Annotated in this window: 5 protein-coding genes; 3 read left to right on the top strand and 2 right to left on the bottom strand. The window is 37.8% G+C overall.

Annotated features, from left to right (window positions below; genetic code table 11):
* Positions 1 to 203 precede the first annotated feature (203 nt).
* Together AC1RJ8_RS11570 and AC1RJ8_RS11565 are read left to right on the top strand one after the other, a co-directional pair.
* On the top strand, positions 204 to 1,364 hold the full coding sequence (locus AC1RJ8_RS11570) for an acyltransferase family protein (protein WP_492953936.1): 1,161 nt from the start codon (positions 204 to 206) through the stop codon (positions 1,362 to 1,364).
* 36 nt (positions 1,365 to 1,400) lie between these two features.
* Entirely contained in the window at positions 1,401 to 2,423 is a 1,023-nt protein-coding gene (locus AC1RJ8_RS11565) for a LacI family DNA-binding transcriptional regulator (protein WP_492953935.1), read from the top strand.
* Positions 2,424 to 2,429: 6 nt separating this feature from the next.
* Here AC1RJ8_RS11565 and AC1RJ8_RS11560 read toward each other — a convergent pair whose 3' ends face one another.
* Complete coding sequence (locus AC1RJ8_RS11560) at positions 2,430 to 3,974, bottom strand: glycoside hydrolase family 10-like protein (protein WP_492953934.1); 1,545 nt, start codon at positions 3,972 to 3,974, stop codon at positions 2,430 to 2,432.
* A gap of 206 nt (positions 3,975 to 4,180) precedes the next feature.
* On the opposite strand from AC1RJ8_RS11560, the gene AC1RJ8_RS11555 reads away from it, so the two are divergent.
* Entirely contained in the window at positions 4,181 to 5,083 is a 903-nt protein-coding gene (locus AC1RJ8_RS11555) for a DUF8428 domain-containing protein (RefSeq protein ID WP_492953933.1), read from the top strand.
* A gap of 40 nt (positions 5,084 to 5,123) precedes the next feature.
* Here AC1RJ8_RS11555 and AC1RJ8_RS11550 read toward each other — a convergent pair whose 3' ends face one another.
* A complete protein-coding gene (locus AC1RJ8_RS11550) occupies positions 5,124 to 8,855 on the bottom strand; it encodes a sensor histidine kinase (RefSeq protein WP_492953932.1) in 3,732 nt (1,243 codons plus the stop codon).
* Positions 8,856 to 8,859 lie beyond the last annotated feature (4 nt).

Genomic DNA, 8,859 nt, shown 5'->3' with positions numbered 1-8,859 from the left:
AAGCTAAGAAAAACTCCAAAAAAAGAGTTTTTCTTAAAATAAATTTGCAATTGTGGTAAACCTAGAATACGACTGGAGCGCAGCAGAATGGAGAGATCTATCTGGTTAAATTTATCGCTCCCTTCATCCTCCTTACTTCTTATTTATTTCTCATTCTAAAAACAATATTCTAAATTAGTTTGCTGAACCCAAACAAGCTAATCATGACCGAACCTAAATCCCGATTGTTATCTCTTGATTTTTTCAGGGGATTAACTGTAGCCGCAATGATCTTAGTGAACAATCCGGGCAGCTGGGGTCACATTTACGCGCCTTTAGCGCATGCGGAATGGAATGGATGTACACCCACCGATTTAATTTTTCCATTCTTCTTATGGATTGTTGGAGTATCCATTGCATTTGCCATGAGCAATAGTAAAACAGACCCGTCTACACATCAAAAAACAATCATAAAAGCCATTAAACGTGGTATTATACTTTATTTACTCGGTTTCTTTTTAGCCATTTTCGGGAAAATTATCAGTGCCATAATAGATGGCAGATCGATTTGGGAGGCTTTTCAAACGGTTCGTCTTTTAGGTGTTTTACAAAGAATAGGCATTGTTTTTATCATTAGCAGTATCATTTTCATCAAGGTACCGAACAAAACCATATTCAAAATCTTTGTTGTAATCCTTGCCCTTTATTGGGCCTTAATGACATTTATTCCTGTACCGGGAGTAGGCTACCCCAACCTGGAAAAAGAAACCAATTTAGCCGCCTGGATCGACCGCGGTATTTTAACAGAAGCACATACCTGGGCATCGTCTAAAACCTGGGATCCGGAAGGGATTTTAAGCACATTGCCGGCGGTAGGAACCTGCTTATTTGGCATTTTGGTTGGTGTTTGGATGCGCAAAAAAGATGTAGACAATCCAACTAAGGTGGCCTGGTTATTTACTGCCGGCATAACCGCTGTTATTTTAGGTTTACTTTGGGATTTACAATTTCCGATCAATAAAGCCCTTTGGACAAGTTCTTATGTGCTCTACGCAGGTGGATTGGCGTCAATTGGACTGGCACTTTGTTACTGGATCATTGATGTTCAGGGTTACAAAAAATTCACTACTCCTTTTGTTGTTTATGGTGTAAATGCCATAACGGTCTTTTTCTTAGCAGGATTAATGCCCCGAGTATTAAACCTGATCCAGATTACCAAACCTGATGGTACAAAAACAGGATTATTGGTGCGCTTCTATGAAACTTGTTACAGCCCGTTTTTTAGCCCGATAAATGCTTCCTTAGTTTGGGCCATAACCTATGTGCTCGGTTTTTATGTGATATTATATTTTATGTATAAAAAGAACATTATTATTAAGGTTTAGTAAATTTACGCTGTAATTGATTGTCCCCCTCTGCAATTGAAAAAGAAAACCACCATATACGATATAGCCAAGGAGCTTGATATTACTGTTTCGACAGTTTCCAGGGCGCTTAGTGGCTTTCCGGCAATAAGTAACGCCACCAGAAAGGCCGTTGTTGAAATGGCTAAAAAATTAAATTATAGCCCAAATAAACTCGCCTCTGCATTAAAATCTGGCAAAACCCATATTATTGGTGTAATTGTACCAAGTGTACAAGCACATTTCTTCGCATCTATTATCCATTGCATAGAAGACGGGCTGAAAGACAGCGGATACCGTGTTATTATCTACCAATCTAACGAATCTTTAGAGAACGAAATAAACGGCGTTAAAACTTTACTAGAGGCGCAGGTAGACGGCATTATGGCCTCCATGTCTTTAGAAACAAAAGATGTTTCGCACTTTGCCGAAATTATTAAGCAAAATAAACCACTTATTTTATTCGATCGAGTAAATCTAGAACTAAAAGTCCCGACCATTACACTTGATGATTTCAAGGCAGGTTATATCGCTACGAAACATTTAATCGATCAGGGTTATAAAAAAATTGCGTTTGTAACCACCGTTCATCAGGTTAAAATATTTAACGATCGTTTAGAAGGATACAAAGCAGCCTTAGCCGACCATAACCTTCCACTAATGAAAGAACATATTATTTTTGGTGGTTTATCCATTAAAGACGGCCGGTTTGGTGCTGGCAAGTTAATGCGCAGCAGAAACAAACCTGATGCTATTATTGCAGGTGATGATTTTACCGCATTAGGTGTAATTAAAAAGCTTAAAGAGATTGATGAGACACCCCCTGAAGTTGGTGTAATTGGTTTCGCCAATGAAGCATTCTCCGCTTACATTACCCCTAATCTATCAACAATTGATCAGCATGCACCGCAAATGGGCATAGAATGTGCTAAAATGTTTTTGAAAATGATTAATCAGGAGAGCCCATATGCCAACATGGAGCATATCGTGCTCGATCCAGCTGTTGTAGAAAGAGAATCGACCAATAAGAAAGAAAAATAGTGCTTATTACTCCTTCGCTAAAGGCACTTCGATACCAACAGGCCCGCTCGGTTCACTTTCATTTTTTAATCGGTCTAGTGCAGTCACGAGATAGCTGTACCGCTTTCCGCTTTCTACACTGGTATCAATAAATGATAGATAATCTTCAAAGCTTATTTTAACAATGTTCTTAGGATCGAGTACTGAAATTTTTTCACCTTCGCTAAACCGGTAAATTACAAATCCCGAGGCCGTTTCTCCATCTTTTGCCTTTACCGGAAGCTGCCATTTTAAATGCACACCATCTTTTAGTGCATCTGCCGTTAATGCTTGGGGCTCGTTTGGCGGCACTTCATCCAGCCAGGGCATTTGCGGCGGCAAAGCAGGGTACTTATAAAAATCATTCTTTAAAGAGTCGCCCACCGCTTTAGCAACTGTACTTAATGATTTAGAACTAAAAAACACGCTCCCCTGAATCCGGTTGTTATTTCTTATGTATCTAATCTGATTGGGTATTTCGCCCAGGTTTTTCCAGGCTGCTTCTGCCCTCGAATTTACCAGATAGGCACCCTGTCCGATATAAACATGCCTACCAAAAGTATTATTGCTCCACCAGTCGACCAAAATACCATAGGGCGCTACTCTTCTGGTAAACGTAAAATAAATTTGAGGGTTGATATAATCTACCCAACCTTCTCTAACCCATTTACGGCTATCGGCAAAAAGTTCTGCATAATTGGATAGGCCGCTGGTAGCAGAACCTTCGGGATCTTCATTTTTATTTTTCCAGATACCAAAAGGACTAATGCCAAATTTTACCCATTTTTTATAGTGGTGAATACTATCATCCAACTGCTTGATAAGCAGATCGACGTTATTGCGCCTCCAATCTTTTATATCTGAAAAATTATTGGGGTACTTGTAAAAAGTATTTCCATCGTTAATCGTTTGCCCTTCTACTTTATAAGGATAAAAATAATCGTCGAAGTGAATTCCATCTATATCGTATCCTTTTACTACATCTAAAATTACCTGAACAATATATTCCCTTACATCCGGAATACCCGGATCAAACTGTTTTTTGCCACCATAGGTAAAAAACCAGTCAGGGTGTTTACGATAAGCATGGTTTTCGCTTAAAACAGCTGAGCTACTCATACTGGCCCTATAAGGATTAAACCAGGCATGGAGTTCCATTCCCCTGAAATGAGCTTCTTTAATGGCAAAGGCCAAAGGGTCGTAACCAGGTGCAGGTGCTAAACCTTGTTTACCCATTAACCATTGGCTCCAGGGCTCTCTGGATTTTGCGTAAAACGCATCAGCTGCTGGTCTAACCTGCAAAATAATTGCATTCATCCCTTGACTTTTATGTCTTTCTAAAATACCAATCAGCTCCTGCTTTTGTTGATCGATGCTTAAACCTGGCTTCGATGGCCAGTCTATATTGGTAACAGTAGCCACCCAAACACCCCTAAACTCCCTTTTTGGTGCAATTTTTGATAAAGGTTGTGCATTTAATATATAAGGTACTACAGTTAAAGATAAAAGTGCGTATAGGAAGTTTTTAAGCATTATTTCTGTCTTATTTTTTATTCAGGTTGTGTGTTTGTGTTGATTTGAATACAAATGAACATTAGCAAGTAAACGATTTTTTTTAAAAACTCTTATAAGTTTATTAAAAATTTTAATTTGCGCCCTGCTAAAATTAATTGTGTACCCCCATTTACCTATGGAGAACAAAAGTATATTAATTTACAGAAGATACAGCGTTATTAAAAATGGAACCACAAAAGATTAATAAGGGTGATAGAAACAAAATTTACTTCCTGGTCATCGTTATTGCAGCTTTAATTGGCACAAATGCTTACTTGTTTTTTAAAGATCGACAGCAAAGTGAAAGATTTGTAACAGTTAGTACAGAGAAGGATAAACTGCGGCTCGAGGTAGAAAAGATTGAGGTTGAACTGGATAAGGTTAATGCACTGAACCTGGATTTAAATGAGAAGCTTGTTGAAGAGCAGAAGCTGGCCCGGGTAAAAATCGAAGAACTTAAAGCCGCTTTAGAAAAAAACCAGATTACCCAGGGCGAACTCGATAAAGCCAATGCGCAGATTAATGAACTGAAAACATTTGTAAAAAACTACAATGATCAGATTATTCAGCTGCAGAAAGACAACATTTTCCTAAAAAACAGTCGCGATAGTCTACAGAACACCCTAAGAAACATCAGCAGTAAGGCATCAAACTTAGAAAACGAAAACACTAATTTAAATGCAAAAGTTAAAACTGCCGCAGCATTAAAGCTTCAATCTGCCGAAATTATTGCTTTCAGAACAAAATCAAGCGGCAAAAAAGTAGAAGTAACCAAATCATCTACTGCCGAGAAGTTAAGCGTGCGTTTTAATGTTGTGCCCAACCAATTGGCAGAAAAAGGACATCATAACATTTATCTCCGGGTATTCGATCCCGCTGGGAATCTGCTTGCAGACGAAGGAAACCATTTTGAGGCCGATGGGCAGGATATGCAGTTCAGCCACTCTATTTTTATTAACTACAATAACGATGACAGTACCTATGTTATCGATTGGGCAAACCCTAAACCATTTATAAAGGGCATATATACCGTAATTTTATATGCTGATGGCAATACCATGGGCAAGGCTCAAGTGGAGCTGAGATAAAATCCACCTCCTGATTAATCAATCTCTACCTGTTTTTAATTTAAGCCAAAGGAAAGTTAAGATAAAACGTTGTTCCTAAACCGCTTATCGAAGTAAACTTAACCGAACCGCCAGCATTTTCTACAGCCTGTTTAACAAAGGCTAAGCCTAAACCTGTACCTGACGTTTTTGTAGTGAAGTTAGGTACAAATATTTTATCGTGCAGGACCAGCGGAATACCTTTTCCATTATCTTTTATCTCGATATATGCATTTTTTGCATCTACATATATGATGATGGTGATGCAGCATAAACTTTCCTCATCAATAGCTTCTATTGCGTTTTTAAGCAGGTTGTTAAACGTTCTCAAAAGCTGATCGTGATCGGCCATGATTTCGATGTCCTTATCACTTTTGTTAAGTACATCAATGGTTACATTTTCCGTGCTTTTAAATACTTCTCTCGCCTGTTCAATAATCGGGAGTAAAGAAAGGCGCTCCAGGTTGGTATCGGGCATTTTGGCAAAATTAGAAAACTCAGAAGCAATCTTCGAAAGGCTATCAATCTGTTCTATAAACGATTTGCTAAATTTATTAAACTTCAGTTCGAAGTTTGGATCTTTCTCTTTCCAAGATTTTTCTAACAGCTGAACACCTAATTTTAAGGGCGTTAACGGATTCTTGATCTCGTGGGCAACCTGTTTCGCCATTTCGCGCCAGGCACTCTCCCGTTCCGATCTGGCTAGCTTAATCGCACTATCTTCTAAGGCTGCAATCATGTGGTTATACTCCTTAATCAGAGAGCCGATCTCATCATGCCTACGCCATACGATGGGTTCGTTCTTTTGCCCGATTTTCGTTTTACTGATACTCTCCTGAATAAAAGTTAAGGGACTGGTAATCTGATTGGCCAAAAATACAGCCAATACACCAATAGCCACAAATACCAAAGCATAGAGATTAATGAGGTTACTTACAAAAAGCGCCAGTTTATCTGTATATTCTTCTTCGGTAGAGTAATTTGGCAGGCCGATATAGGCAATTGTTTTATTTTGTGCATTCCTGATGGGAGCATATGCTGCAGCGTAGGTTAAGTTGCCTATCTTTTCCTCCGTATTGATAAATTCTGAACGATGCAAGCCCCCTAAAGAAGCAAAGGCAGATGGCCCCATTTTTTTACCGATAATTTTATAATTATAGAGTTTTGGATAAGTGGTCATGATGAGGTTACCATTCAGATCGTATAGGTTCAGGTCCGCATTATTGATATCAGCAAAATTGTTAAAATCTGCTGCAGCGTTCTCGTCGTTTGCAATTATGCCATTGCTAAAAATCTGTTTCTCAAAATTCTGCTGCACCTTCCTTATCTTATCTTTTAATATCGTATCCTGTTGCCCACGGTACTCATTGTTCATATAATAGTAAGTTCCCCAACCTACAATAACCAGTGTTGCAACAACAGCCAGCACAATAGATACCTGGATTCTGGTTTTGTACAAAATTTTATTGGCATTGATCATTAAAGACCTATTGATACTAAACCAGCCCACCTTATCATCGTCAAGGTTTTTGATTAGCCATATTAATCCATAAAGTAACAAGGAGAAGATGATAAATATCAGAAAGAAAAACGATAGCGCCGCCAAACGTTCTACATAATCTACCTTCTCTTTACTGATAACAACCATTTTGCTGTTAGTTGGCTTGTAAATTAAATGGCTGTAATGAAGTTCATCATCATTACTGGTTATAAAATCATCTTTTTTACCTTTAAAGATGCTGCCATCTAAGGGATATGTATAATTTCCAGATTGATTAAGCAATTTATTATTGCTGTACAAGGCAATAGAATACCCCTTAAAATCTTCGTCTTTGATCAATTTTTGATCGCCTAAAAGATCGGGTAGCCGATTGTTATAATTATAGGGCTTCGAGCGGAGTTCGATAACGAGTGTACCTAATAAACTGCCCTTATCTACAACGGAGATGATACCAAAGTAATCCTGATAACCAAATGTATTGTTAACCTGATAAAAAAAGTTGGATCCATCAATTTTAACAGACCCGGCCTCAACTAGGTTTTTGTACTTATCAATTGGTGGCGTATCAGAATTTTCTATCGCAGCACCCAGTCTGTCATATGGATAAATCTGATAATCGTAGCGGTTTAAATAGCCATCTAAATAATCTTTAATATGATTTTTTAGCACCGAGTAACTGCCTTTTCGGTTTTGAGTAAAATAGCTTGTCAGAAAGTTATCTTTAACAATTTCATTACCCAAAGTACCTAAAGCAATAATGGCATTCGGATCTTCTGACGATTGTACCTTTCTGGCCAAAGGCTCGCGCAAACTTCTTTCCTTAATGTCCTTATATTTGGTGTATTTAATGGAAGTATTAAAAGCCAGACAGAAAAACACAATGGCAAACATGCCGATTGAGAAATTCTTTTCTTTTAAATAAACAGCCCGTGCCACGATAAATAATACAAGGGCAAAAACGATAAAAAACGCATTAAAATCCACCACTAGCTTGTAGATAAAAACACCTGCAAAGCCAATTAAAAAAATAATGGCCCGCTCTTTATTACTTACGTTTAATTGGCTGCTTACTGTTGCCGAAACAGCAGTTATCAGGTAAATCTGAAACCAGGCCAGACATAAAATGACAATCCCTACCCAGCTGGTTCCACTGAGTTTAAGGATATTAACGATATCGAAATTAATTTTTGAGTTAAAAATCAATCCAAAGAAAATGTCATCGGTATCCCAAACTATCCGACCGATCAACACCATTAATCCAGCCTGAATAACAATGCCAATTATTTTGCTCCGCTTAACCCATTCCGGAAACTTATATTGCTCCTTATGGTTATACATAAATAAGAGCAGCCAGGTGAGTGCTATTACATTTAACAGAAAATCGCCCAACGAAGGCATCAGGAAATTATCGGCATATATCTTGGGATCAAATAGATCTAAAGTAAACCTGTGGTTAAACCAACCGTAATATAAATCTGTCAACCTAAAGGCTAGGAAGAAAAACAATAGCAAAAAAGTACCCCATGCAATGTGTCCACGCCTGGCGATGAACGAACTTAAAGAGTTAAAAAACATGCAGATGCATAACATACCGGCAACAAACAACCATAATTGTGTACCTGAATAATGGGTTTCTGAATATCCTGGTTTAACCTTAAGTCCGAATAAAAACTTATTATCCAAACTTTTTATTACATACACATCCTTATCGGTGAAAGATGCAAGCGTTAATATTTTGGTATTCGATAAAATTGGATCAATATCATTTTTAAAATACTTTGTTTCTTTAAAAGGATACTGAGATTGAATACCGATCAAGAAAATAAAGCTAAAATTACCCTGGGTACTTTTAATCACCTCATACCATCCGTTATAAAAAAACAAGACCGAACTACCCTCTTTTATTGTAGTTGGATCTATTTCTGCAACTTTATAGGTGCTCCAAAACTTAAGTTGGTTATTTTGATAGGTTAACAGGTTTATGCCATTATTTTTGCGATAGGTATTGATAAAATCTATCGCATTTTGCGGGTTGAGATGAAACTTTTTAGCCTTAGTAACCTGATTTTTATCAGCCAAAAAGCTTTTTACCGCTTTTTCTTTAATCAAAAGGTTCTGTTGAATCTCTTGCGCGTCGTGCTCCAGGAGCTCACTTTTGGTTGTAAACCGACTTAATGAAATAGAAGTTGCAATGAGGCAACAGCCCAAAACAAGCAATAGAAATCTTATTTTTACACCAAAGCTCATTTTCATCTAC

This window comes from Pedobacter sp. GW822-FHT03F06, assembly GCF_058801365.1.
This window is presented reverse-complemented; position numbering and strand designations above follow the sequence as displayed.

Coding starts and splice junctions, on each gene's coding strand:
- AC1RJ8_RS11570 (WP_492953936.1), top strand. CDS start 204: ATGACCGAACCTAAATCCCGATTGTTATCTCTTGATTTTTTCAGGGGA.
- AC1RJ8_RS11560 (WP_492953934.1), bottom strand. CDS start 3,974: ATGCTTAAAAACTTCCTATACGCACTTTTATCTTTAACTGTAGTACCT.
- AC1RJ8_RS11555 (WP_492953933.1), top strand. CDS start 4,181: ATGGAACCACAAAAGATTAATAAGGGTGATAGAAACAAAATTTACTTC.
- AC1RJ8_RS11550 (WP_492953932.1), bottom strand. CDS start 8,855: ATGAAAATGAGCTTTGGTGTAAAAATAAGATTTCTATTGCTTGTTTTG.